At 69.9% G+C, this 22,785-nt stretch carries 17 protein-coding genes and 1 pseudogene; 4 read left to right on the top strand and 14 right to left on the bottom strand.

Annotation, left to right across the window (positions count from 1 at the left end; translation table 11 throughout):
• Positions 1-8 precede the first annotated feature (8 nt).
• From ACIRG6_RS27810 to ACIRG6_RS27775, 8 genes are all read right to left on the bottom strand, one after another.
• The gene (locus tag ACIRG6_RS27810) at positions 9-1,565 is read right to left on the bottom strand and encodes a long-chain-fatty-acid--CoA ligase (protein WP_364820106.1); all 1,557 of its coding nucleotides are present in this window, start codon (positions 1,563-1,565) and stop codon (positions 9-11) included.
• Positions 1,566-1,664: 99 nt separating this feature from the next.
• Positions 1,665-2,921: an aspartate aminotransferase family protein gene (locus tag ACIRG6_RS27805; RefSeq protein WP_403324923.1), complete on the bottom strand. Its 1,257-nt coding sequence runs from the start codon at positions 2,919-2,921 to the stop codon at positions 1,665-1,667.
• Between the two features lie 17 nt (positions 2,922-2,938).
• Positions 2,939-4,054, bottom strand: coding sequence for a Zn-dependent alcohol dehydrogenase (locus ACIRG6_RS27800; RefSeq protein ID WP_364677614.1), 1,116 nt, complete (start codon positions 4,052-4,054; stop codon positions 2,939-2,941).
• A gap of 28 nt (positions 4,055-4,082) precedes the next feature.
• Positions 4,083-5,441, bottom strand: coding sequence for an NAD-dependent succinate-semialdehyde dehydrogenase (locus ACIRG6_RS27795; RefSeq protein WP_364820101.1), 1,359 nt, complete (start codon positions 5,439-5,441; stop codon positions 4,083-4,085).
• Positions 5,442-5,467: 26 nt separating this feature from the next.
• Positions 5,468-6,172 (bottom strand): transporter, encoded by a 705-nt coding sequence (locus ACIRG6_RS27790; protein ID WP_403324922.1) that lies wholly within the window; start codon positions 6,170-6,172, stop codon positions 5,468-5,470.
• Positions 6,169-7,563: a flavin monoamine oxidase family protein gene (locus tag ACIRG6_RS27785; RefSeq protein ID WP_364677619.1), complete on the bottom strand. Its 1,395-nt coding sequence runs from the start codon at positions 7,561-7,563 to the stop codon at positions 6,169-6,171. Before ACIRG6_RS27785 ends, ACIRG6_RS27790 begins: the two co-directional genes overlap by 4 nt.
• Complete coding sequence (locus tag ACIRG6_RS27780; RefSeq protein ID WP_403324921.1) at positions 7,547-8,482, bottom strand: alpha/beta fold hydrolase; 936 nt, start codon at positions 8,480-8,482, stop codon at positions 7,547-7,549. Before ACIRG6_RS27780 ends, ACIRG6_RS27785 begins: the two co-directional genes overlap by 17 nt.
• Positions 8,475-10,010, bottom strand: coding sequence for a flavin-containing monooxygenase (locus tag ACIRG6_RS27775; protein WP_403324920.1), 1,536 nt, complete (start codon positions 10,008-10,010; stop codon positions 8,475-8,477). Before ACIRG6_RS27775 ends, ACIRG6_RS27780 begins: the two co-directional genes overlap by 8 nt.
• A gap of 522 nt (positions 10,011-10,532) precedes the next feature.
• On the opposite strand from ACIRG6_RS27775, the gene ACIRG6_RS27770 reads away from it, so the two are divergent.
• Positions 10,533-11,981 carry an APC family permease gene (locus ACIRG6_RS27770; RefSeq protein WP_365020482.1) on the top strand — a complete coding sequence of 483 codons (1,449 nt, stop codon included), beginning with the start codon at positions 10,533-10,535 and terminating at the stop codon, positions 11,979-11,981.
• A 357-nt stretch (positions 11,982-12,338) separates the two neighbouring features.
• Here ACIRG6_RS27770 and ACIRG6_RS27765 read toward each other — a convergent pair.
• Together ACIRG6_RS27765 and ACIRG6_RS27760 are read right to left on the bottom strand one after the other, a co-directional pair.
• A pseudogene (locus tag ACIRG6_RS27765) lies at positions 12,339-12,428 on the bottom strand (IS5 family transposase); the annotation flags it as partial.
• Positions 12,429-12,643: 215 nt separating this feature from the next.
• Positions 12,644-13,252 carry a helix-turn-helix domain-containing protein gene (locus tag ACIRG6_RS27760; protein WP_364677625.1) on the bottom strand — a complete coding sequence of 203 codons (609 nt, stop codon included), beginning with the start codon at positions 13,250-13,252 and terminating at the stop codon, positions 12,644-12,646.
• Between the two features lie 323 nt (positions 13,253-13,575).
• On the opposite strand from ACIRG6_RS27760, the gene ACIRG6_RS27755 reads away from it, so the two are divergent.
• Positions 13,576-14,811 carry a PucR family transcriptional regulator gene (locus ACIRG6_RS27755; RefSeq protein ID WP_403324919.1) on the top strand — a complete coding sequence of 412 codons (1,236 nt, stop codon included), beginning with the start codon at positions 13,576-13,578 and terminating at the stop codon, positions 14,809-14,811.
• Between the two features lie 259 nt (positions 14,812-15,070).
• Here ACIRG6_RS27755 and ACIRG6_RS27750 read toward each other — a convergent pair whose 3' ends face one another.
• Genes ACIRG6_RS27750 through ACIRG6_RS27740 form a run of 3 tightly spaced genes read right to left on the bottom strand, consistent with a single transcriptional unit; the run spans position 15,071 to position 19,031 of the window.
• Positions 15,071-16,207 (bottom strand): CaiB/BaiF CoA transferase family protein, encoded by a 1,137-nt coding sequence (locus ACIRG6_RS27750; protein WP_403324918.1) that lies wholly within the window; start codon positions 16,205-16,207, stop codon positions 15,071-15,073.
• Positions 16,208-16,246: 39 nt separating this feature from the next.
• Positions 16,247-17,443: an acyl-CoA dehydrogenase family protein gene (locus ACIRG6_RS27745; protein WP_364677630.1), complete on the bottom strand. Its 1,197-nt coding sequence runs from the start codon at positions 17,441-17,443 to the stop codon at positions 16,247-16,249.
• Positions 17,444-17,465: 22 nt separating this feature from the next.
• Positions 17,466-19,031, bottom strand: coding sequence for a class I adenylate-forming enzyme family protein (locus tag ACIRG6_RS27740; RefSeq protein ID WP_365020488.1), 1,566 nt, complete (start codon positions 19,029-19,031; stop codon positions 17,466-17,468).
• Between the two features lie 173 nt (positions 19,032-19,204).
• On the opposite strand from ACIRG6_RS27740, the gene ACIRG6_RS27735 reads away from it, so the two are divergent.
• The gene (locus tag ACIRG6_RS27735; RefSeq protein WP_364677634.1) at positions 19,205-19,801 is read left to right on the top strand and encodes a TetR/AcrR family transcriptional regulator; all 597 of its coding nucleotides are present in this window, start codon (positions 19,205-19,207) and stop codon (positions 19,799-19,801) included.
• A gap of 104 nt (positions 19,802-19,905) precedes the next feature.
• Here the strand turns inward: ACIRG6_RS27735 and ACIRG6_RS27730 are convergent, their stop codons facing one another.
• Complete coding sequence (locus ACIRG6_RS27730; protein ID WP_403324917.1) at positions 19,906-21,285, bottom strand: MFS transporter; 1,380 nt, start codon at positions 21,283-21,285, stop codon at positions 19,906-19,908.
• A gap of 280 nt (positions 21,286-21,565) precedes the next feature.
• On the opposite strand from ACIRG6_RS27730, the gene ACIRG6_RS27725 reads away from it, so the two are divergent.
• Positions 21,566-22,756: a serine hydrolase domain-containing protein gene (locus ACIRG6_RS27725; protein WP_364677637.1), complete on the top strand. Its 1,191-nt coding sequence runs from the start codon at positions 21,566-21,568 to the stop codon at positions 22,754-22,756.
• Positions 22,757-22,785: the final 29 nt, after the last annotated feature.

Below are 22,785 nucleotides of genomic sequence, written 5' to 3'. Positions count from 1 at the left end.
CGCGCCGGTCACGTGAGTTCGCGCTTGAGGATCTTTCCGGTGGACGTCATCGGCAGCGTCTGCACGACCTCGACGATGCGCGGGTACTTGTAGGCGGCCATCTGCTCCTTGCCCCAGGCGATCAGCTCGTCGGGGCGGGCCTCGGCGCCTTGGTCGAGGATGACGAACGCCTTGATCTCCTCGCCGTGGCTCTCGTGCGGCACGCCGACGACCGCGGCCAGGCTGATCGCGGGGTGCGTCATCAGGACCTCCTCGATCTCGCGCGGGTACACGTTGAAGCCGCCGCGGATGATCAGGTCCTTCGCCCGGTCGACGATGTAGTAGAAGCCGTCCTGGTCCCTGCGGGCCAGGTCGCCGGTACGGAACCAGCCGTCCCTGACGGCTTCGGCGGTGGCCTCGGGGCGGCCGTGGTAGCCCTTCATCACGTTGTGGCCCTTGACCGCGATCTCCCCGATGGCGCTGCCTGAGCCGTCGTCCCCGACCTCCGACCAGTCCGCGTTGACGAGTTTGACCTCGACGCCCCAGATCGGCACGCCGATCGACCCGGGCCGGGGCTCCCGCGCCGGATCGCTGAAGGTCACCACCGGCGAGGTCTCGGAGAGGCCGTAGCCCTCCAGGACCTGGACGCCCAGTCGCTCCCTGACCTGCTTGACGAGTTCCGCGGGGAGCGCGGCGCCGCCGGAGACGCCGACGCGCAGGTTCCTCACGATGCGCTCGACGTCGACGTCGTCGGTGAGGGCCTGCAGCAGGCCCCACCACATGGTGGGGACGCCGGCGAAAAAGGTGATGTCCTCCTGCTGCATCAGGGACACCGCCTGCCGGGCGTCGAACCGTGGCAGCAGCACCAGTGTGCTCGCCGTCGAGAAGCCGGCGTTCATCTGCACGGTCGCCCCGAAGGAGTGGAACAGTGGCAGCACCAGCAGATGGGTGTCGGAGGCCGGCTGGTTGTCCAACAGCCGGTTGCACGCGAGGGCGTTGAGAACCAGGTTGGTGTGGCTGAGTTCGGCACCCTTCGCCTGTCCGGTCGTACCGCTCGTGTAGAGCAGCACAGCCGGGTCGTCCCCCGAGGTTCCGATGCTGTCGAACGTCGGCGCGGTGCCCCGCAGCGCGGCGCCCAGGGTCTCGACGCCCTCGATCGGGCTGTCCGCCGCGGGGTCGGCGGTGATGAGGAAGAAGTGCTCGCAGCCCGCCGTCTCGGTGAACCCGGCGTGTCCCTTCGCACCCATCGGCAGACCCGCGTCACCCTCGAAGCAGAAGTACGCCTTCGCCTCCGAGTCGGCGAGGTGGTAGGCGATCTCCCGGCCCTTGAGCAGGATGTTGAGCGGTACGACGACGGCGCCGGCCTTGAGGATCCCGTAGTAGACGATCGGGAACCAGGGCACGTTCGGGCAACTGAGCGCGACCTTGTCGCCGGGCCAGACGCCGCGGTCCACCAGGAGGTTGGCGACCTGGTTGGCGGCGGCGTCGATCTGGGCGTAGGTGAGTCGCGTCGTGCCGAGGACGACGGCGTCCCGGTGCGGGTGCGTGCGGGCGGAGTCCTCGAGCAGGACCGAGAGGTTCAGCATGGTGTTTCTTCCGGGAAAGTGGACCGGGCCAGGCCGCGGGGAACAGAACACGCGGCCTGGCCCGGAGTGAGTGGGGGTTACGTGCGACGTGACGGGGCGTCACGACTTCCGCAGGAGCCGGTCGAGGGCCTCGGCCGTCGCCTCGACGTCGGCGGTGGTGTGTGCCGTGCTGAGGAAGACCTTGCCGGACGGCATGAACAGGAAGCCCTGCCGCAGCATCCCTTCGAGGATCACCACCCAGAGCCCGCTTGTTCCGTGAAGCCCCGTGGCGCCACCGGCGGGGACGTACTGGAGGAGCGAGCCGACCCGGTTGAAGCTGCCGAAGTCGGGCGATGAGCCGAGAACGGCGCCGACGAGGGTGTCGAACTCGGACGAGATCCCTTCGAGTTGCTCGTAGACCTCGGGGTCGGCCAGGGCGCGCATGGTCGCCGCGACGGCCGCCAGCGCGATCGGGTTGGCGTTGAAGGTTCCGGCGTGAACGACACCGGAGGTCACCTGGTCGATCAGATCGGCCCGGCCGACGACGGCGCTCTGGGTGAAGCCGCCGGCCATCGCCTTCCCGAAGACGGACAGGTCGGGAAGGACGCCGTACTTCTCGGCCGCGCCGCCCCGGGCGATCCGGAACCCGGCGATCACCTCGTCGAAGACGAGGACGACGCCGTGCCGGTCGCAGAGGGTCCGCAGCGTGGACAGGAACTGCGGTGTGGGTGCTTCGACGCCGGCGTTGCTCATCACCGGGTCGACGAGCACGGCCGCGATGTCGCGCTCGACGGACTCGCTCAGCAGGCGCTCGGCCAGCCGCACGTCGTTGAAGCGCGCGACGACCAGGTCGTCGAGCACGCTGGCCGACTGCCCCGGCCCACCGGGGGTGGCGGGGCGATCGCAGTCGTCCTCGGACATCCCGGCGTACACGGTGTCGTGCCAACCGTGGTAGCTCCTGGCGAACTTGAGGACGCGCCGCCGCCCGGTCGCGGCGCGCGCGAGGCGCAGCGCGACCTGCACCGCTTCGGTCCCCGTGTTGCTCCACAGCAGTCGCTCGCCGTGCGGCACGGCCTCCAGGACCGCTTCCGCCGCGAGGTACTCCAGCGCGTGGCCGGTGCCGACGACCTGCATCCTCGTCGCGACCTCGGACACCGCGGACACCACGCGCGGGTCGCCGTGACCGAGGACGAGCGGGCCCCAGGCCATCACGTAGTCGGTGTACCGGTCGCCGTCCAGGTCCCAGACGTACGCGCCCCGCGCCTCGCGCACGAAGAGCGGATGGGGAGGCATCGCGGCGCGCAGGCCCGACCCCACTCCTCCGCCGACGCTGCGGCGGGCTCGCTCGAAGGCCGAGCGTGATGATTCCAGGGCCATGAGATCGCCCCTGCCTTTCAGTACGTGATGACCGAGCGGATGCCGATGCCGCGCTTCATCTGGTCGAACGCCTCGTTGACGTCCTTCAGATCGATCACGCTCGTCACCAGGGAGTCGAGATCGAGGCGGTGGTTCATGTAGTGGTCGATCAGCAACGGGAAGTCGGAAGCCGGCTTGCTCGATCCGTAGTTCGAGCCGATGAGCGACAGTTCCTGGTCGGACATGACGAAGGGATCGATGGAGACCTTCAGGCCGTCCGCGACCTGCCCGGCGACCACCGCCGTGCCGCCTCGGGCCAGGACCTCGTAGGCCGACTCGATGGTGCGGGGCAGCCCGATGGCCTCGATGGCGATCTCCACACCGCGTCCGTCGGTGAGCTGTCGCACCCGGTCCGTGAAGTTCTCGCGGCCGTTGTTGATCAGATCGGTCGCGCCGAAGAGGCGTGCCTGCTCCAGCTTCTCGTCGGAGAGGTCCGCGGCGATGATCTTCCGCGCGCCGGCGAGCCGGGCGCCCTGGATCGCGTTCAGGCCGACGCCGCCGCAGCCGAGGACCAGCACCGTGTCGCTCGGCCGCACCTTGGCGGTGTTGACGGCCGCGCCCACGCCGGTCGTGACCGCGCATCCGACCAGGGCCGACTGCGGGAACGGCGCGTCGTCCCGGATGGCGATGGCGCCCGACTCGGGCACGAGGGCGTACTCTCCGAACGTTCCGAGGCCCGCGAAGCTGAGCACGTCGCCCCCGCCGGCGGACGTGATCCGGGACCGGCCGTCGAACGACAGGTGGTTCGCCGAGTGCTGGCTGACCATGTCGCAGAGGACGGGCCTGCCACTGATGCAGTAGCGGCAGCGGTGGCAGGAAGGCGTCCAGGACAGCACGACGTGGTCGCCCTCCTTCACCGTCGTGACGCCTTCGCCGACCCTTTCCACGATCCCGGCTCCCTCATGGCCGAGGATCATCGGCGAGGGAACCTCCCATTCGCCCAGGAGGACGTGGAGGTCGCTGTGGCACACCCCGCTCGCCTTGAGCCGCACGAGCACCTCGCCGGGCGGAGGCGTCGAGGGGATCGACACTCTCTCGATCGTCAGCGGTTCGTTCGGCGTCCTGAAGACGGCAGCGTCGAATTCGATGGTCATAGCGGGTTTCCTTCTGCGCGCTGGGCGATCACGGCCGGGCGGTGCGGATGAGCTTCTTGTTGGCGAACTCGTCGATTCCCGCCCGGCCCAGTTCGCGGCCGAAACCGGACAGCTTGACCCCGCCGAAGGGCAGTTCCGCGCCTTCGAGGCCGACGCCGTTGATGAAGACCATGCCGGCTTCGATCCTGTCGGCGACGCGCAGCGCCTGCTCCCGGTCCGTCGTGAACACGTAGGAGCCCAGGCCGTACGGCGTCCCGTTCGCCAGGTCGACGGCCTCCTCCTCGGAGCCGACCCGGTAGACGGTCGCGACCGGGCCGAAGAGCTCCTCGGCGGCCGACGGCGACGCCGGGGAGACGCCCGTCAGCACGCCGGGCGGGAAGTGGGCGCCCTCGCGCTGCCGTGCGGAGACGAAGGTCGCCCCCTCGCCGACGGCTCGCTCGACCTGTTCCTCGACGTACTCGGCGGCGGCGACCGAGGAGAGCGGTGTCAGGCCGTCGGTCAGGGCGAGCACCTTCCGGGTGAACTTGTCGAGGAAGGCGTCGTAGATGTCCTCGGCGACGATGAAGCGCTTCCCGGCGTTGCACGCCTGGCCGGTGTTCTCGAACCGCGTCTCGACCGCCGCCTGGACCGTGGCGTCCAGGTCGTCGGTCGACAGGACGATGAAGGGGTCGGAGCCGCCCAGTTCGAGCACCACCTTCTTGAGGTTGCGCCCGGCCTTCTCGGCGACCTCCGCGCCGGCCCGCTCCGAACCGGTGAAGGAGACGCCCTGCACGCGGGGGTCCGCGATGGCGCGACCGATCTGCTCGCCGGTGGCGTGGACGTTGACGTAACAGCCCTGGGGGAAGCCCGCGTCCGTGAACAGCTGCTGGAGAGCCTCGGACGACTCCGGGCACTGCGACGCGTGCTTGAGCACGATGGTGTTGCCCAGCGCGAGGTTGGGCGCGGCGAACCGGGCCACCTGGTAGTACGGGTAGTTCCAGGGCATGATCCCCAGCAGCACGCCGACCGGCTGGCGCCGGACGAAAGCGGTGCCCTCCCCTTCGAGGAGCTCGATCGGCTCGTCGGCGAGGAACTTCTCCGCGTTCTCCGCGTAGTACCGGTAGATCGAGGCGCTGAACTCGACCTCCGCGACGCCCTCGTCCACCGGCTTGCCCATCTCCCGGTGGATGATCTCGGCGAGGTGCCCGCTGCGCTCGTCGTGGAGGGCGGCGACGGTGTTCAGCAACTGGGCGCGCTGTTCCACGGAGGTCTGCCTCGACCACTGCGCGTAGGCCTTCGCCGCCGCGTCGACCGCACCCTCGACGGCCTCGTCCGTCGCGGTGGGGTACTCCTTGACCAGCTTGCCGGTGGCGGGGTCCACCACCGCGTACACGTGCCTCTTCGCCATGCTGACTCCTTATTCGTTCTCGGGGTTCATGCGAGGGTGCTGCTTGTGCGGGCCGGGGTCGCATCCAAGGCCGCGTTGCGGTCGTGCAGCGTGCGGTAGGCACGGAAGTAGACGAATCCCTGGGTGCCCCACGTCGCCAGCGCGGCGGTGTAGAAGATCGTGCGGTTCGCGTCGTCGAACGGCAGCGGGAAGAAGTCGTAGGCCAACGCGATGGTGGACCCGGCGGCGCTGACCAGGCCCGTCCAGATCGCGAGCCGCTTCGCGCCCGCGTTCCAGAGCCGCTTGACGAAGTACCCGAGGAAGACCGCCGTGAGGAGATTGACGACGACATAGAACACGGCGACCCAGAACGCGAGGCCGCCGGTGTGGAGATCCGCGCCGTGGAACGGCCGGAGGAACAGACCGGCCACGATCGCGACTCCGAACACGGCGACGTCGACGCTGCGGCTCGGCTTGTAGCGGTGGGTGACCTTCATCAGGCCCATGATCAGGATGAGCGTGATGCCGACCGACCGGGAGAACGCGTCGAAGAAGTACGCCACGTCGTACAGGACGCTGTCGCTCTTGGCGCCGAGCAGCGACCAGAGCAGGAAGTTGCTGCCCGACGTCGCGACGACCATCAATTCGAGACCGAGGAGGTAGTTGCCGTACCGGCGGACGAGTTTCCAGCCGTAGAAGTAGCCGACGAAGATCATCCACAGGTCGGCCAGCAGGAACAGCGCCTCCCTCATCGAGACGCCCCCTGTCGGACGTCGCGGGACAGGAGGGTGAGGACGCGCTCGGCGGTGCGCTGGCCGGCCAGGACCGCGCCGTTCATGGTGCCGGCCCATTCGCCGGCGGTCTCGGTGCCGGCCCAGTGGACGCGTCCGTGGGGCTCGGTCAGCGCCTTGCCGTAGCTCGTGGTCGCGTGGGGGCCGGCGGCGGGGTGGGGGCCGCCCGGGGCGAACGGTTCCGCTCCCCAGCAGTGGTCCAGGTAGTCGATCGGGGTGTGGGCCTGCGGACCGTAGAGGTCGACGAGCTGCCGTACGACCATGTCGCGTCGGGTCTCGGGGTCGAAGCCGTCGAAGACGCGGGGGTCGCAGAAGGTCATCAGGACGCCCGGTCCGCCGGAGCCGGGCGACACGTCGAAGGTGATGAACACGGTTCCGGTGTCGGTCACCGCCTCGCCGGAACAGCCGTCGGCCCGCCAGAACGGCTTCTCGTAGGCCACGAACGCCTTGCTCAGCGCGCCCATGGGCCAGGTTCGCGCGAGCCCTTCGGCCTGCTCGGGCAGCGCGGGCTCGAAGGCGATGGCGGCGCGGTGCTCCGGCGCGGCCGTGACGATCGCGTACCCGGCGCGGATCTCGCCGGAGTCGGTGCTGACGGTGACGCCGTCGTCGTCCTGCGTGACGCGGCGCACCGGCGTGTCCAGGCGTACGCGGTCGCCGAGCCGCTCCGCCACCCGCTTGGCGATCTCCTGGGTGGTCTCGACGAACCGGTCCTCGTTGGCTCCGTCCTCGACGTCCAGCATGTGGTTGAGCCCGCCCGCCGCACGGATGTAGCGCAGTACGTGCAGTAGGGAGACGTCTCCCGGGGTGCAGCCCCACTGCACCTTGCTGACGATGGTCATCAGCGCACGGGTGCTGGGCAGCGCGTTCTTCCGGTCGAGCCATTCGCCGAACGAGAGGGCGTCGAGCCGGCCGGCCTCGGGCGTCTCCCACGGGGCGTTCACGTCGATGGTCGCGACCAGCTTGTTCACGGCCGCCTGCATGCGGGCCATGTCGACCAGGGTCGCGGGGGAGACCTTGGGAATGGTGCCGCTGTAGGTGCGGCGCCGGCCGGCCAGCCACAGGACGTTGCGCCCCTGGTCGAACTGGCCGGTGGTGGTACACCCCATCCGGTTCGCGAGGTCCCGGATGGCGGTGTGGCGCCGGGACACCCACGTCGCTCCGAGGTCGACCTTCACGCCTGCCACCTCGCCGGTGAGCGAGCGGCCTCCGACCCGGTCGCGGCCTTCCACGACCAGGACGGACCGCCCCATGCTCACCAGCCGTTCGGCGGCGCTCAGGCCGGCGAAGCCGGCGCCGACGATCACGACGTCGACCGTGGTGTCCCTGGTGTCGGGCTTACGAGATCCGGACATGGCTTCCTCCTTCGCCCACGCGGTTCGCGTGCTGCGCGATGTAGGTCGTGACGGGGTCGACGAGGGACTCGGGGATGTGGTGGCCCATGCCGGGGATGACCACGTGCTGCGCCGAGCGGATCGCCCTGACGGTCGCGGCGCCGCCGCTCGGGTGCACCAGCGGGTCCCGGTCGCCGTTGATGACCAGCGTCGGGGCGGTGATCCCGCTCAGCTGGGCCGTCCGGTCTCCGGAGAGCTGGATCGCCTGGATCTGCCGCGCCGTGCCGGCCGCCGGCTCACCGGCGCTGCGGTCCCAGCCGCGCGCCGCGACGGCCGCCTCGGCCGCGTCGTCGATGGGGTGTCCCGTTCCCGCGACGTGCCGGGTGAGCCGCAGGTGGGCACGGACCGCCTCGGTTCTGTTCCTCGCCGGCGGGGCGGCGAGGAGCCGGATCGTCGACAGGGACGGCTGCCCGACCTTGCGCGCCCCGGTGGTGGAGTAGAGGGAGGCCAGTGACAGGACCCGCTCGGGTGCGGTGGCCGCGATCGTCTGCGCGATCATTCCGCCCATCGACCGTCCGACCAGGTGCGCCCGCGCGATCCCGAGGTGGTCGAGTACGCCGACGGCGTCCCGGGCCATGTCGGCCAGCGTGTACGCGTCGCGGCGCGGACGCGCGGCGATCTGACGCCAGAGTCCGGGAGGGGGAGCGGCGACGAACGTCGACTGGCCGACGTCGCGGTTGTCGATCGCGACGACCCGGAAGCCCCTGGTGACGAGGGAGCCGACGAACGATTCGGTCCAGAAGGTGAGGTCTTCGCCCAGTCCCGCGATGAGCAGCATCGCGGGGTCGGCCTTGTCGCCGTGGTCCCGGAAGCAGATCGTCATCCCGGACGGCAGGGCAGCGTACTGGTCGGCGCTCTCGGAGCCGCTGGTCTCAGGCATGGGTGGCTCGCCTCCCGCCGGGCGACTGGGCGGCCGCCCGGCGGGCGCCGAACTTGAGGTGCTCGTCGGCCACCGGGCCGCGCAGGGCCTTGGCGTCCTCGGGGTAGGACATCGCCATCCGCCAGGGCTTCTCGAGACCCTGCTTGGGCATGAGCTTCTCGCCGCGCTTGGCGTATCCGGCCTGGAGGTCCATGACGGGCCTGCGGGTCGTTCCCGACGGTGCGACCGGCACCACCGTGTCGTATCCGCGGGCGTCCATGTGCCTGACCAAATCGATGAAGTAGCGACACATCAGGCTCACCTTGAGCGTCCAGGACGAGGTGGTGTAGCCGATCGCCATCGCCCAGTTCGGGAGGCCGCTCAGCAGCATGCCGCGGTAACAGAGCGCGTCCGCGAGGTCGACCTGGCGGCCGTCGACCACGAGCGGCATGCCGTCGAAGAGCTGCAGGTTCAGTCCCGTCGCGGTGACGATGATGTCGGCTTCCAGTTCCTCGCCCGACGCCAGGACGACTCCGCGCTTGCTGAACCGGGCCACGGCGTCGGTGACGACGGAGGCCTTTCCGTCCTTGATCGCGTCGAAGAAGTCGCCGTTCGGTGCCACGCACACCCGCTGGTCCCACGGGTCGTACGGCGGGTTGAAGTGCTTGTCGACATCGAACCCCTTGGGAAGGCGCTTGACGTTCTCGCGCCGGATGTAGGCCCGTCCTGCCTTGGGGAACCTCCGCAGCCCCTTCACGACGGCGTGTTCGGTCCAGATGTTCTTGAACCGCGTCACGGCGTACCCGCGCTCTTCCCCGAGCAGCTTCGTGAGTGCCAGGGCGACCCTGTCGACACGGGGGAGTGCCATGACGTAGGTGGGGGTGCGCTGCAGCATCGTCACGTGCCGGGCGGCGCCCGCCCCTCGGGTCATGGCCGGCACCAGCGTGATCGCGGTCGCGCCGCTGCCGATGACGACGACCTTCTTGTCGCTGTAGTCGAGTCCCTCGGGCCAGTGCTGCGGGTGGACGATCCGGCCTTCGAACTCGTCCCGACCCTGGAACTCCGGGGAGAACCCCTCGTCGTACCGGTAGTAGCCGGTGGCGGCGAAGACCCATCCCGCGTGGATCGTCTTGGTCCGGGTCGCTCCCGTGGCGGGGTCCGACGTCTGGACGGTGAGGGTCCACCGTGAGTCCGCGGTGGACCACTCCGCGCGGACGACCCGGTGGCCGAGCCTGAGGACGCGCTCCAGGCCGTTCTCCTCGACGGTCTCGTGGAGGTACCCCTTGATGAGGGGAGCGTCGGCGATCGCGGCTTCGTGGCGCCAGGGCTTGAACGCGTATCCGAACGTGTGGAGGTCGGAGTCCGAGCGGATGCCGGGATATCGGAACAGGTCCCACGTGCCTCCGATGTCGTCGCGCGCTTCCAGCACGGCGAGCGACTTGTCGGGCAGCTCCCGGCTGAAATAGGTGGCCGCGCCGATCCCGGAGATCCCTGCTCCGATGATCACCACGTCGAACTCCTCGACGGCGTCCAATACCTCAGCTGTCATGGCGTTTCCTCGCTGTTCCTGTGGCGGTCACCTCACTGTCGCGAGCAGCGACCGCCTGCGAGAACGACAGCGGGCACCTCCTTTGCCAGGGCTCGGTGCACGATGCACAGGCCGGCCGAGCCGCTGCGCCCGTACGGTGTCCGACGTTCGAGCCGCGACCTCCACCGAGGCCGAGACCGGGCCTCGGTGGAGCAGTGCGACGGGCGGCTTCGGCGTGGCGGCCGGCCTTTTGCGCAGCCATTGCGGGGGCGAGGACAGCGTGATATTCGTTTGCCCCTCGCGTGTTTAGTGGCACTAAACACGCGGCCGTGGTCGTGCGCAGAGGCCGAACCCGCTGTCGTCGCGGTCCCGCTTGGAGCCACCTCCTCTCTCAGGACCGAGCCGGAGAGACAGAAGCCGGATCTCCGCGCTCCGCTGCGCGAAAGCCGATCCGGTTCACCGCGTGGGGGCGTACCGCCTCACGCACCCCTTCACCCACCCATGACGAGCCGGTACCGGCCCGTGAGCCGAAAGGTGGTCGCGATGACCGACCTCTCCAAGACAGGGCACGTCGAAGTACCCGGCGGTGAAGCGGGATCGGGCAACCCGCTCAACCGTGGGCTCGGCGTGTCGCAGATCGTGTTCATGGTCGTCGCCGCGGCGGCGCCGCTCGGACTTGTGGCCGGAGGGGTGCCGCTCGCCTTCGCCGTGAGCGGCAGCCCGGGGATGCCGCTGTACTTCGCGTTGTCCACCGTGATGCTGCTGGTCTTCGCGGTCGGCTTCACGCTGATGGCCGGACGGGTACGCAACGCGGGCGCCTTCTACGCCTACGTCCAGGCGGGGCTGGGCCGGATCCCCGGTCTCGCGGCCGCGACCCTCGCGCTCTTCTCCTACACGCTGCTTCTCGTCGGGGTGAACGCCTACGTCGGCGTCGCGACGAGCAACGTCATCCGGCGGTACGCCGACGTCGGCTCTCCGTGGTGGTCGTGGGCACTCGTCTCGCTGGGCGTCATCGCCTTCCTCGGCTACCGCGACATCGAGCTGAGCGCCAAGGTGCTCGGTGCCGTGCTGGTGCTGGAATCCTTGCTGCTCCTGGTCCTGGACCTCGGCATCGTGGGCCGTGGCGGTGCCCATGGCCTGACGGCCGAGCCGCTGTCGCCGTCGATCGCGGGCACCGGCTCCCTGGGGCTCGGCGTCATGTTCGCCATCTTCGGGTTCATAGGCTTCGAGGCGACGGCCGTGTTCCGCAACGAGGCGAAGGACCCCGACGCCACGGTCCCGCGGGCGACGTACGTCGCGATCCTGGTCATCGGGGTCTTCTACTCGTTCACCGTGTGGGCGATCGTGGTGGGTGTCGGCGTCGACGCGGTGGTCGGAGCCGCGCAGGCTGACCCCGAGGGCCTGGTCCTCACGCTGACGCGGAGCTACGTGGGCTCCGTCTGGGCCGACATCATGCAACTCCTCCTGATCACAAGCCAGTTCGCCTGCGTGCTGGCCTTCCACAACGTCGTGACGCGCTACCAGTTCGCGCTGTCCCGGGCCGGTGCGCTTCCGGCGTCGCTGGGCGTCGTCCACTCACGGCACCGCGCGCCGTCGGCGTCCTCGGCCGTTGCCTCGGCGGTCGCGTTCATCACCACGCTCGTCGTCGCCGCGCTCGGCCTCGACCCGATCGAGGACCTCTATGCCTGGTTCTCAGGCGCCGCCACCCTCGGCATCGTCCTGCTGATGGCGGCCACCAGCCTCGCGGTCATCGGGTTCTTCCGGCGCGCCGATGGGCGGCAGTCGTTGTGGCGTACGGTCGTGGCCCCGGGCGTCGCCTTCCTCGGCCTGGCCTGTGTGGTCTGCCTGATGGTCGTCAACTTCCCGCTCCTCGTCGGCACCGTCGCGGGCGCATGGGTGATCGGCGGTCTCGTCGCCCTCTCGGCAGTGGCCGGCGCGGTGCAGGCCCTCGTCCTGCGAGCGCGCCGCCCAGCCGTCTACGAGCGGCTCTAGGCGATGCCTTCAAATGATCTTGCTTGGTGGATCACAGTGGGGTGATCTATCGCCATGAACTGTCTGATGCCGAGTGGGAGTTCGTCCGGCCGTTGCTGCCCGAGCCGTTGCGGGGCGGAAGCGGCTGGAAGACCTGCTGATGTGGCCCTGACATTCAGCGACAGGGCCTGGTGACCTGTCGGGGAGCTCTCGGCTGAGAGGGGTGCCCGCGCTGGTCCCGGCGATTCCCGCTCCGATGGTCACCACGTCGAACTCCTCGGCGGCGTCCAACACCGCAGTCGGCATGGCGTTGGCTCGGTCGGCGCACGAGCGCAGGGGCGCGATCGGCCTGTGCATCGTGCAGCATCCCCAGCGGGAACGACCGCCGGCTCGGCCTCCATGGAGACGGTGTCCGACATGGTCAGAAGGTTGCGGGATGACGGCCCGGATACCTCGGCGGCGCAGCGAGGCCAGACCTACCCGCTCCCGGACCCCCATGTCGTGCAGGGCATGGGGAAGGATCTGGCCAGGCGGTTCCCTCGCTGTCCGACGTGGCCATCGAGCGGGCCTGGGGCGGAGCAGGTGCGAGATCGCCAACCACTACGACAAGACAGCCGAGTCCTACGAAACAGCCATCGCCCTCGCATTGCTCCTGATGTGGGCCCGACATTTGACGGCAGAACCTAGGCGGGTCCTCGCGCGGCGCGCAGCAGGGGAGGCGACAGGACCCAGAGGACCTCGCTCACCGTCGCACCCGGATTGTCGAACTGGTGAAGCGTCTGTCCGGAGAACGAGGTGGACGCCCCTGCCGACAGCATCCGGGTCTCGCCCCCGACGATCAGACGGGTCGAGCCGCTCAGTCCCATCGCGAAGATCGTGGCGGTGTCGAGCCGATAGGGGCCTCCGGTGCCTCCGCCTGGCTCGATCACGGAACGGAAGACCTGGAACGCCGTGGTGCCGGCGGGCGTGAGCAGGTATTCGGCCACGCCCTCACCGCCCATGTCGATCCGGCTTCCACCGTCCACGACTTGCTCGTCGGGGTACGCGAACAGCTCCCCGACCCCGATCCGCAGCACCTCGCAGACGCGCAGCAACGTCGGGACGGACACGCTGGTGAGCCCGCGCTCCAACTGGCTCAGAAAACCCTTGGTGACCTCTGCCCGGTGCGCGACCTCCGTCAACGACAACCCGCGGTCGAGCCTGATCTTCCGCAGCTGCGCGCCTGTGGACGCTTCGAGGGCGGCGGCGCCCCTTTCCGCTCCGCCTGCTGTCCCGCCGTCACCGATGGACATGGTGTGCTCACCGCCCGTCCCGAGGCCGAGGTCGTGCGCCTGTCAGGTGACGGGCCGACCCGGACGAGTCCTCTCCGTGACACGAGGCTAAGGCATGCGCGCCAGGGGCGGTCGGTGCGCCCCTGCGGAGGGGGCGACGGCGTCGAACCCCTTGTGGCGCCGACGAGGGCGTGGTAAATCTGCCGCTGTTTAGTGGTAGTAAACAGCGGCGGCCGGCAGCCCGCGCCTTCGCCGTCGGCCAGGCCGCCGACGAGCCCTTCATCTGTCTGTGACACGGCATTTCGGGAGCCTCGGCTCCCCGAGAGCAGAGGGACACTGAGAACATGGACGAGCTGTGGCCCCCGCCCTCGCGTGAGGTGGCTGACGCGATCAGGTCACTGTGCCAGCGCCTGCTGACGGAAACGGACGCCCTGGTCGGCGTCTTCGCAAGGCCCTCTCTCATCGCCCAGAACGATCCCGCCCTCCTCGCGGACGCATCGCTGGTCGAGGAGGATCGCGCGCTCAACCGCTCCGACCTGGTCCAATGGTTGACCGCAAACGTCCAGCAACCGGGACGGAGGGTAGAGCCCTACGTCAGCCCGAGGACCACGGCGTACATCAACGATCTCGTCTCCCGGGGCATCGCGCCCGACTTCGCCGTCGCCTGGCGTGTGGCCCTCGGGATCGGCTGGCGGCGCTGGCTCGAGGAATGCGTGGCGGACTGCGCCGACCCCGACCTTCTCGTCGGGGTCCTGGACGTGACGGCGCAGTCGCTGGTGCAGTACGCCCTCGACTCCGTCGCGGCCCTGCGGCAAGCCGGACTCGCCGCGGCGATGGGGAACACGGATGCCGAGGGGATCGCGCTGATCCAGCTGATCGCCAGTGGGGCACCGATGGCGGAGGACCTCGCCGAAGGGCGCCTGCGCTACCGGATGACGCGGTGGCACATGGGCCTCGTCCTCTGGGTCGATGATCCGCAGGACGCCGACGCCCTGGACGAGGCGATCGCCGCCGTGCGCTCCTCCGCCGCCGGCCGGAGCGCCCTGGTGGCGCGCGCCAGCGCCACGTCGCGGTGGATCTGGCTCTCGGGGGAAACCGTCCCGGACCCTCACCCCGTGGAGAAGGAACTCGCGGCGGCCGACGAGGTCCGCGCGGCGGTGGGAAGGCCGGGGCGCGGTCTCGAAGGATTCCGCTCCAGCCACCAGGGCGCCCTCGCAGCGCAGGCGCTGGTGATCCGGCTGGGGTCCGACCGGCGATTCACCGCCTACGCCGACGTCGAGCTGATCGACGCGCTCACAAAGGACCGGTCCGGCGCACGCCTGTTCGTCATCAACACCCTCGGGCCATTGGCCGAAGCCGACACAGCGCTGCGGCAGGCACTGCTCACCTATGTGCAGTGCGGCTTCAGTACGACCCGGGCGGCTGCCAACCTCTACGCGCACCGCAACACCGTCGAGCGGCGGGTCTCACGCGCCAACGAGCTCTCGGCCGTCAAGGTGGAGGACAACCCGACCCACGTGGCGGCGGCACTCCTGGTGCTGGACATCGCACCTGACATCGTGACGATCGCTCCGAGCTGAACTCACACGCAGCCGCGTGGCTCGAGCCTCCTTGCCCTGGGAACAGGGCGACGGTGACACCGCCGCCCAGAGGCCGACGTCGGAGGTCAGCATGGTGTGAAGATGCCCCGTGCCCTCCGCGCGTGCGTCAGGGGTCGCGCACAGCGCCCATGACGCACGTAATGCACATGGATCTGAGTGCGTTTTGTATCCGTCGGGCTACTGACCTGCGGTTTTCCTTAACCTACCGTGGACGCGGCGCCGTGACCTCCGGATCGACTCAGCCGGACGTGTCGAGTTCGTCGAGCACGTCCTGGGTGTGTTCGCCCAGGGCGGGCGCGGGGCGGCGGAAGGTGTCGAGGCCCGCGCCGAAGGTGACGGGGAACCGGGCCTGGGGTGTGGAGGTGTCCCCGTCCGGGCAGGCGAAGAGGTCGCGTGCCGTGGCGTGCGGGTCGGCGAGGAGGTCGGCGGGGCGGGTGAGGACCGGGGCCCAGGGGGCGTCGATCTCGGTGAGCCGCTTGTGCCACCAGTCGTAGTCGCGCGCCGCGAAGACCCGGCCCAGCAGATCGTGCACCTGCTCCTTGGCCGCGGTGCGGTCGGTCCGGCGGTCGTATGCGGCCGTGTCCAGTTCGGGGAACTCGGGGGCGAGTTCGGTGCGCAGGCGGTGCCAGAACTTGTCCTCGAAGGTCGCGAGGGACAGCACGCGGTCGTCCGCTGTGGTGAAGACGTCGTTGTCGCCCTGGACGAGTCCGGCGGCCAGGGGGTCTTCGATGCCCAGCAGGGGGAGGGTGAACAGGGAGCACCAGGCGGTGATGGACTCGCTGAGGGAGACGTCGATGTGCTGGCCCTCGCCGCCGTCGGCCAGTGCTGCGGTGAGGGCGAGCGCGGCGTGCATGGCGCCGGCCATGTCGCCGATGCGGACGCCGGGGCGGGTGATCGCCCCGTCGATGCGGCCGGGGACGGCGAAGAAGCCGGAGAGGCCGAGGAAGTTGAGTTCGTGTCCGGGCTTGGCGGCGTAGGGGCCGGTCTGGCCGTAGCCGGTGAGGGAGCACAGGACGAGCTTCGGGTTGATCGCGTGCAGGGTGTCGAAGCCGAGGCCGAGGCGGTCGAGGACGCCGGGGCGGAAGCTCTCGACGACGGCGTCGGCGGTGCGGACGAGGCGGAGGAAGGTGTCGCGGCCGTCGTCGGTGCGCAGGTCGAGCGCGATGGAGGGCTTGTTGCGGTTGAGCGTGCCGAACAGGGGCGGCGTGAGGCGGAGGAGATCGCCGCCGGCGGGGTCCTCGACCTTGATGACGTCCGCGCCGAGGTCGGCGAGCATCGAGGTCGCGTAAGGGCCGGGCAGGAGCCGGGAGAGGTCGAGGACGCGCTTGCCGGTCAGGGCGGACCAGCGCGGGGGAGCCGGGGGTGTGGAGGTCATGCCGGTGTGCCTTTCGGAGCGGGCGGGGCGCTCTCCGGGTCAGTGGTTGAAGGCCAGGAGTTTGGCGATGGCGTTGCGCTGGATCTCGGAGGTGCCGGTGAGGACGCGGAACATGCGGATCTTGCGGAAGAGGTACTCGATCTCGTTGCCCTGGGTGAGGCCTTCCTTGCCGTGGATCTGGACGGCCTCGTCGAGGATGCGGAAGGCGGACTCGGCGACGAACAGCTTGCACATGAACGCCTCGGTGTGGACCTCGCGGCCTTCGTCGAGCGCGGCGAGAGCGGCGTACGTCATGGAGCGGGCCGCGTAGAAGTCGGTGGCCATGTCGGCGACCTTGTGCTGGATCGCCTGCATCATCAGCAGGGGCTGCCCACCGGCGACCTTCCGGGTCCGGGTCCGGTCCAGAGTCAGCGCGACGGCCCGGCGGGTGGCGCCGAGGACGGTGGGGCAGTGCAGGAGGCGGTTGGTGGTCACGCGGCCGAGCGCGATGCGCATGCCCTTGCCCTCCTCGCCGAGGAGGTTGGCGGCGGGGACGTAGCAGTCGTCCAGGACGATGTCGCTCTCGATGTGTTCGCCTGACATCGGGGTGGCGCCGTCCTCGACGCGGCAGCCGGGGCTGTCGAGGTCGACGAGGAAGGCGGAGAACGACGGCTTCTCGCCTTCCTGTTCGCCGGTGCCCGCCATGCGGGCGACGACGATCGCGAAGTCCGCGAAGGGGCCGGCGGAGGAGAAGACCTTGTGCCCGGTGAGGCGGTAGCCGTCGCCGTCGCGCACGGCCGTCGTGGTCATGGAGCGGACGTCGGAGCCGGCGTCGGTCTCGGTGAGGGAGAAGCAGCAGGCGCGCTCGCCGCGGATCAGCGGCAGCAAGTACGTCTTCAACTGGTACTCGGTGGCGTGCTTGAGGATGTCGCCCGCGCGCAGCGGTCCGCCCATGTCGCCCAGGACAGAGTGCGACAGAACGCGCCCGCTGGCCCCGAGCTCCTCCTTCAGGGCGGCGAGCTGGGTGTAGGTGAGGTCCTGTCCGCCGTACTCCTGGGGCAGGTGGATGCCGTAGAAACCGAGTTCGCGGCTGCGGCGCCAGATCGGTTCGAGGTCGGCGCGGGTGAGTCGACTGGCGGGGGTGATGCCGCGTTCGCGTTCGTACTCGGCGAGTTCGCCGTCGAGGTAGTCGCGCAGCCGGTCGACCAGGGCGGCGGTACGCGGGTCGTCGTAAGTGGGGCGCAGCGAGAAAGTCATCAGGAACTCCGTTGGTGAAGGGTCAGTTGACGCGGCGGTCGGTGTTCGCCCAGTACGGTTCGCGCACGGCCTTGCGGTCGAGCTTGCCGTTGCGGTTGTGGGGGAGCTCGGCGACGAAGTCGACGGAGCGGGGCTTCTTGAGCCTGTCGAGGCGCTCGGCGCAGAAGGCGATCAGGTCGTCGGCGGTGAGAGCCGCGCCCGGTTGGGCGACGACGACGGCCTTGACCGCCTCACCCCACTGGTCGTCGGGGACACCGACGACGCAGGCTTCCTGGACGGCGGGATGCTCGTAGAGGGCGGCCTCGACCTCGGTGCAGTAGATGTTGAAGCCGCCTGAGATGATCATGTCCTTCTTGCGGTCGACCAGGAACAGGTAACCGTCCTCCCGCATCCACGCCAGGTCGCCGGTCTGCACCCAGCCGTCGCGGAAGGTCTCCGCGGACAGCTCCGGCTCCTGCCAGTACTCCCGTACGCAGTCGGGCCCGCGCACGATGATCTCGCCGACCTCCCGCGGCCCGAGCTCGCGGCCCGCCTCGTCGACGACGCGTATCTCGGTGTCGTAGGTCGCCCGCCCGCACGACTGGAGGAGTTCGGCGTCCTCCTTCACCGCGTGGGCGATCTCGTCACCACTCAGGCCCGCGACCACGCTCGTGGTCTCGCCCAGGCCGTAGCCCTGGGCGACCACGGGGCCGAAGAACTCCACGGCGTCGCGTAGACGTTGCGGCGAGATCGGTGCTCCGCCGATCCGCACGCTCGTCAGCGAGGACAGGTCGTATCGCTCGGCTCCGGGGTGGGCGAGGACCATGTTCACCATGGCCGGCACGAGGAAGGTGGTGGTGATGCCTTCCTTCTCGACCGTTTCCAGGAAGCTCTGCGGGCTCCACGCGGGCAGGACATATGTGGTCGAGCCCCCGAACACACCGGCCAGCAGGCCCATCCCGGTGGCGTGGGTGATGGGGCCGCAGGCGAGGTAGCGGGTGCCGGGGCGCGGCCGCGACTCGTCCGCCATCAGCAGCTTGCGCATGTTCGCGAGACGGTTCCCGACCGTCTGGACCGCCGCCTTCAGCGCGCCGGTCGAGCCGGAGGTGAAGTTCAGGACACAGGGTTCGTTTTCATCCACCTCGACGAGAATCGGGGTGCCGTCACCCTCGGCCAGCAGCGCGTCGTAGCCGACCTCGTGCGAGCCGGCTTCCACCGGGCCGTCGAGCGGCACGGGAAGGCAGCCGGTGCCGGCCGCGGCGATCGCGGCGAGGGCGTCGTCGCGATGGGCCGCGTCGAAGACCAGTGCCCGGATCGGGGCGTAGCGCAGGATGTGCTCGATCTCGCCCAGCCCGAGGCGTGCGTTGATCGGGGCACGCGTCAACCCCGCTTTGTACAGCGCGAATTCCACCTCCACGAGCTCGCCGCGGTTCCACGCCAGCGAGGCCACCGCGTCCCCGGGGCGCAGGCCCCGGGCCGTCAGGGCGGAGGCGAGGCGGTTCGTGGCGCGGTCGAGCTCGGCGAAGGTCCAGGACCGCTCCCCGCACACCAGGGCCCGCGCCTCGGGCCAGTAGCGGGCGCTGCGGGACAGATACGTGCCGAGGTTCATGACGACCTACTCCAGAGGGAAGGTGGGGCGGAAGAGGGGATGCGGCCGGACGCCGCCGATGTAGAAAATTTACAATCCAAACGTTTACATACAGCTTGTTCAGTAACCGTTGAGGTGTCAAGGGTCTTCTAGACTGGGCGGGCAGCAGGGCGACGACGATCGAGGAGAGGTCCATGGCCGAGGACAGACGGACGAGGCGGTCACGCCGCGCCCTGGGGGCTGCCCTGGTGGAGTTGGTGCTGGAGCGCGGATTCACCGCGCTGACCGTGGAGGACATCACCGAACGGGCGGACGTGGCGCGGGCCACGTTCTACGCCCACTTCCGCGACAAGGAGGACCTGTTCGCCCGTGTGACGGACGACCTCCTGGCCGGGCTCGCCGAACGACTCGAGCCGGTCGTCGCAGACAGCGCGGTCGGGTTCACCGGCAAGCCGGTCCTGGAGATGCTGCGGCACGCACGCGAGGAACGCGATCTGTACCGGATCGTGCTGCGAGGCGAGGGCGACGGCAAGCCGCTGCAGATGTTCACGGACGCCTGCGCGCGGGCCACGGCGGAGGAGTTCCGTGCCCGGGCGGACCGCAACGCGGTACGGCCGCGCATCGACCCCGAACTGCTCGCCCGTGTATGGGTGGGGGAGCAGATCTCCGTACTGCGCTGGTGGGTGGAGCAGGACACCCCGTCCCTGCCTGCCGAGGAGGTCGTGCGGATGCTGCTCGACCTGGCGATGCGCGGCCGGTACTGGGCGAGCGGCTTCGAGCCGACGTCCTGAGCCGGCGGCAGCGGCCGGCGGCCGGGCCGATGCGCCGAACGTTCCGTCCTCGGTGCGGAAGGCCGGCCGCGCCGCCGCTCGGGTGCCGGGCGCTGTCCGTGACTTCAGGTCCCGGCGGCCGGCCGGGCGGCAAGGCCGGTCTCGGCCGTCAGGCCCAGTCGCCGCGCGTCCCTTTCCGGCCGGATGGTGACCAGCGCCACCAGGCCGCAGAGCAGCATGACAGCCGAGGAGAGCAGATAGGCCTGGGTGTAGCCGGAACTCGGCGAGGTGGCGGAGTCCAGCAGATGCCCGGTGACGTAAGGGGCGACGAGGCCCGGCAGAGTGCCGGTCGCGGCGACGATGCCGAACACCGCGCCGCGCTGGAGCGGGGGCACCACAGCGGAGGCGGTCATGTAGTGCAGGGGGAAGACGATGGCGTGCCCCCCGAAGGCGACCGCCAGTAGGGCGAGATGGGCCCAGAGTGCGTCGATGAACGGGAAGGTGGCCATGGCCAGGCCCGCGACCACCACAGCGACTCCCTGCGGGACACCCGTCGACCTCCGGGCGGAGAAGCCGCGTCGACGGAACCGGTCGAGCAGGGGCGGGACAGCCAGCAGCAGGATGAGGCTGAAGGCGGAGACGCCGCTGATCAGGGTGGCTGCCCCGCCCGGCGTCATGCCGAGCTGCGTACGGAGGTAGACGGGCAACCAGGCGTGGCTCAACGCCAGTGCCCATGAGGCGCCGAACGCCGCCGCTATGCTCCCGAGCACCGTACCGTTCAGCAGCAGCCGCCGGTACGGCAGCCGCTCCCGGCTCGGCGACCCGTGCGGAGCGCCGGCGGGCGGGTGCGTGCCTCCACCGGGATTGCTCCCCTGGCCGTACGGCCCGTCATGCCCGGCCTTCCACCACACCAGGCTCCACGCCAGGCTCGTCACCGCGAGCGCCAGGAACGCCGACCGCCAGCCGAAGCCGGTGATCAGCCACGTCACGACCGGCGCCGCGACGAGCGTGCCCAGCGCGGCGCCGCTGATCTGCAGCGCCGAGGGCAGGCCCCGCCGGTCGGCCGGAAACCACTTGTACAGGGCGTGCATCGACATCGACGCCGCGGGTCCCTCGGCCGCGCCGAGCAGTACCCGTCCGGCCACCAGTGCCGGCACCGACGCGACGAACAGCACCGGCAGCTGCGCCACCGCCCACAGCGCGGCCATGGTGAACAGCAGGACCCGGCTGGAGACCCGCGCGGAGACGAAGCCCACGACCAGACCCGACAGGCTGAACAGCAGGGCGAACGAACTGGAGATCGCCCCGTACGCGCTGTTGCTGATGCCGAGCTCGTCCATGATCGGCACGGCCGCGAGCCCGAGCACGGACTTGTCGGCGTAGTTGATGAGCATGAACGTCACGATCATCGCGGTGATCAGCCATGCCCGCCGTCGGTCGAACACCGGACCTGGGGGTGCTCCGGTGGCATCCAGCGGCGGGGCGGACGGGGGTGATTCGGCCATGTGGCACTCCTGCGGCTCGGGCGGGGAAGGTGCGGAGGCGGTGCGAACGGGGCGGCGCCGGGGGCGCGCGGCAGCCGGAGAAGGATTCGAGGCAGTCCTACAGTCCCGTACAGACTGTCTGATATCGATCGATTGATTTTGCAACGTAGTGCCCGTCCGGGGCTGGGTCAACGGTTTGGGTCGACTCTCCTGCGGACGCGTTGGAGCCTGTTCATGAAACTGAACTAGCTGTACGTTAACGCGTGACGCGTATGAGTACATGCTTTGTCTGGAGTGACGCATGACCGAGATGGCCCCGCTGAGTGATCTCTTGTGGACCCGCGGCTACACCGACCCCGCCTGGATCCGGCGGTTCACCTCCGCCGGCCGTGAGCTCTCGCCCAGCCGACGCGTGTGGCGAGGCCCTGAACCGGGCCGGGCCCTTTCCCAGGAGCCCACAGATCTCGACGCCCTCGACATCGCCGTGGGCGACGGCACCAAGTTCACGCTGCGGGACCTCTTCGCGGTGGCGCAGACCGACGCGTTCCTCGTGATGCACCGTGGCTCCGTCGTCCACGAGACGTACCTGCACGGCACCGAGCGGCACACGCCGCACTTCAACGCCTCGGCGGCCAAGTCCTACCTCGGCCTCGTGGCGGCGATCCTCGCGCACCAGGGGCTCCTGGACCGGTCGGCCCGCGCGTCCACCTACGTTCCCGAACTCGCCGGAACGGCCTTCGGTGAGTCCACGGTCGAGGACCTGCTGCACATGGGCACCCAGGTCAGCTACGCCGGCCGGCCCTTCGACAAGGCCATCGAGGCCCAGCGGTACTACGCCGTCATCGCCCCGCCGCTCCGCCCCTTCGGCTACAACGGGCCCACCAGCATCCGCGAACACCTCCTGACCGCCCGCGCCACGGGCGCGCCCGGAACCGAGTTCCGCTACGAGAACGGCAATGTCGAGACGCTCGCCGAAGTCCTGCGCCGCATCACCGGCTTGACCACCTCGGCCCTGCTCGGCGAACTCGTCTGGTCCAAGCTCGGGGCCGATGAGGACGCCTACTACATCCTCGACGGCGACGGGGTCGAGGCCGCCTGCGGCGGCTTCAGCGCCACGGCGCGCGACGTCGCCCGCCTCGGCGAGATGATGCGCTGCGGCGGAGCGGTCGGCGGCCGGCAGGTGGTGCCCGAGGAGGTGGCCACCACCGTCGTCAGCGGCGTCTCCGAGGGCTACCCCCGCCGCGTACGCTTCCCCGCCGCGCCCCCCGACTCGCCGGCCACGCTCTCGTACCACGACCTGTGGTGGGTCCTGAACGATCCCTACGGCTCCTACATGGCCAGCGGCATCCACGGCCAGCGGCTCTTCGTCTCACCCGGCCTCGACCTCGTCGTCGTCCACTTCGGCTCCCAGGTCATCTCCTCCTCCGTGCCGCCCGCCCCGCTCGTCCAGGCGTTCCTGCAGATCGGTGCCCACCTCGAAGCGACCCGGTGACCTTCCTGTGAGTCGTGCCCTCTCCGGGG

Origin of the sequence: Streptomyces flaveolus, assembly GCF_044765825.1 — a bacterium.
In the GTDB taxonomy this organism is placed as follows: Bacteria; Actinomycetota; Actinomycetes; order Streptomycetales; family Streptomycetaceae; genus Streptomyces; species Streptomyces flaveolus.
This window is presented reverse-complemented; position numbering and strand designations above follow the sequence as displayed.